The organism is Bacillota bacterium, assembly GCA_040754675.1.
Lineage (GTDB): Bacteria > Bacillota > Limnochordia > Limnochordales > Geochordaceae > Geochorda.
The window spans coordinates 1-2,701 of the sequence record JBFMCJ010000541.1 but is presented as its reverse complement, the minus strand read 5'-3'; the positions used below and the strand labels follow the sequence as shown (position 1 = coordinate 2,701).

The following is a 2,701-nucleotide window of genomic DNA, read 5'->3' as shown; positions in this document are numbered from 1 at the left end:
CGGGCGGCAGTGCCCCTTCGTGGAGAAGGGGAAGTGCCGTCCGGTTGGGCGGCTGAGCTTCCTGCTCCCGAGAGTTCCCGGAGTCCTGGGTGTGTACCAGATCGCCACGGGTTCGGTGAACTCGTACCTGAACATCGTGGGCGGTCTGGCAACCCTACGCAATCTCCTCGGGAGGATCTCGTTCGTGCCCGTCAAGCTCCGGGTGCGCGTTGAGGAGGCGCACCCGGTGGTAGGCAGCGGCCAGGAAAAGCGCCAGGTGAAGAGCACGATCTCGGTGCTCTACCTGGACATGGGCGAGTGGACGCTTGAGCGGGTCATAGAGATGGCCCGCGAGAGGCAGCTCATCCGTGCCGTGGCGCTGCCTCCCGGCCCGGCCGTCGTGGAGCTGGAGCCGGTGGACGAGGAGGAGAAGCCCGAGCTTCTCTTCCCGCCGGAACAGCCCGAGCCGGAGCCGGAAAAACAGGGTCCCGAGGCACCAGAGGCTTGCCCTGACGTGCCGGCCCGTCCGGCCGTCCAGGCACCTCCGCCGCCTGCAACAACTCCTGCCGCCGGCCGTGCGGCTCCAGCGGCCTCAAAGCCAGCTCCGGCCGAACCGGCACCGCCCGCGCCTGGTGGAAAGACCGCTGCACCCGGAGCCAAGCCCGCCGCTACTGCTGGGCGGGGCTCCGCAGAAGGACAGGGCGACAACAACGCACCCACACAGGCGGCGCAGCCTTCCGCCGAGAGTCCGGAGGGGTCGGTCTGCGGGGAGTTCGAGGTCCTCTCTGCCCCCGTCGCGAGGAAGGACAGGGAGGGCCGGGACGTCCTGGTTTTCCGCGTACGGGCCCTGGAGACCGAAGGTGTGGATGCGGGGGTCGTCCTCAACGCTTTCTCGGCTCCCGGAATCCACCCGTACGCCCGGCAGACGATCGCCGGGTCCAAGCTCGGGACCAGGCTGCTCCTGCAGGGGCGGCGCGTCCGCTCCGACGCCCTGGTGGTCGAACAGGCTCTGGTGGCAACGGACTCGTAACCGACCCGTAACAGACCCGGAGGTGAGGAGCGTGGGTGCAGATTTGGAACTGGACATCGCGGCTCTCGGCCCGCGCTCCTCGGGCCGGGCCGAAGTGCGGGTGAACTGCCCCTTCTGCGGCGATCAGAAGGGGCACCTGTACGCCAACCCCAGGAAGCAGGTATTCTACTGCTTCCGCTGCGGGGCGAAGGGCCGCCTGGTGGCCGGCGCGGTTGCGGCGGCGCCGCGCGTGCGCGGGGTCGAGCCGGAGCCGCGGGCCACCGCCGATACACGGGACAGGGTGTACCGTGCGCTGCTCTCGGCACTCGAGCTCTCCGCAGCGCACCGGGACCACCTGCTTTCCCCTGTACGTGGGATGACCCTTGAGCAGGTGGAAAGGGGTATGTACCGGACCCTCCCGGAGGGTGGGAGAGCTGAGTTGGGCGAACAGGTGGCCCGCGTGGCGGACCCCTCCGGAGTGCCGGGTTTCTGGCGGTCCGGGAACGGGTGGCGCGTGGCCGGCCCGGCGGGACTGTTAGTTCCCGTCCGGGACGTGCGCGGCCGCGTGGTTGGCCTGCAGGTCAGGCGGGACGATCCGGGTGACGGTCCGCGCTACGTGTGGCTTTCGTCCGCGGGGAGGCCGGGCGGGACCCCGGCGCGCACCCTGTGCCACGTGGCCTGGCCGCCGGGCATCCCCTGCCTGCGGGTGTGGGTCACCGAGGGGCCGCTCAAGGCGGACATTGCCTCGGAGATCCTCGGGGAGCCGGTGGTGGCGGTACCGGGGGTGAACACCTGGAAGTCCTCCGGTCTGCTGGAGGCGCTGCGGGAGATGTGCCCGGACGAAGTCGTGGTGGCCTACGACGCGGACGCGGAGACAAACCCGTTCGTCGACCGCGCCGCGGGCAATCTCGGCAGGGCTCTCCGGGGCTCCGGGTACCGGGTGTGCGTGGCCCGCTGGCCGCTGGCCGCAGGCAAGGGGCTGGACGACCTGCTACTCGGCGGAGGGCGACCTGTTTTGGAACACTTCTCCGGAGGGGGGAGCATAGTGAACCGAGTGATTCTGGCCGGGGAGGTGGTGCAGCCTCCTAAGGTCCAGGCCTTAAAGAGAAAGGACGGGACGTCCTTCGTCCGGGGGCGTTTCCTGCTCCAGATTGAGGATGACGGCCGTCGCGAAACAATTCCCGTAAACGCCTGGGAAAAGATAGCCAGGCGTCTTGAAGAAGCGGCCCTGGCCAAAGGCGACCGCATCCTGCTGGAGGGGAAGCTGAAGGCCCGGCGGGAGGACGGCCCGTACGGGCAGCAGACCTCGCTCGAGATCTGGGTATCCGATTTCGAGGTCCTGCTGCGCGCAGCCCAAATCGAACCCGCTCCCAGCACCCCCTCCGGCGCGCGGTCAGCCGCTGAGCCGCCGGCTGTCCGTCCAGGTAGTGACCAAGACCTGGAGGAGGTGGAGATCCCGTGGTAGCGGGTACGCATGTGTTTGCAGCGCTCGCTGCCGCAGTGTCGGCCGGGGTGACGGAGCCCGCGGCCCTGGGTGTTGCCGCCGCGGGCTCCCTGCTCCCCGACCTGGACTGCCCGGGTTCCCTCGCCGGGCGGTTCGTCCCCGGCTCGTCCCTGGGTAGGGTCGGGAGGCTGGCTGCCGGCGCGTTGCTTGGGTACCTGGGGTGGGCAAAGGGAGACCGGGTGGCGCTGGCGTGCGGCGTTCTCCTGGCC

Annotated in this window: 3 protein-coding genes; all 3 read left to right on the top strand. The window is 69.8% G+C overall.

Going from position 1 to position 2,701, the window contains the following annotated elements; all coding sequences use genetic code 11:
• On the top strand, positions 1–1,009 hold a 1,009-nt coding region (locus tag AB1609_20490), incomplete at its 5' end, for a hypothetical protein (GenBank protein ID MEW6048822.1).
• Between the two features lie 31 nt (positions 1,010–1,040).
• Positions 1,041–2,453 (top strand): DUF3854 domain-containing protein, encoded by a 1,413-nt coding sequence (locus AB1609_20485; protein MEW6048821.1) that lies wholly within the window; start codon positions 1,041–1,043, stop codon positions 2,451–2,453.
• Positions 2,447–2,701, top strand: a 255-nt coding sequence (locus AB1609_20480; protein MEW6048820.1) for a hypothetical protein, incomplete at its 3' end; no start/stop codon positions are given. The genes AB1609_20485 and AB1609_20480, both read left to right, overlap by 7 nt.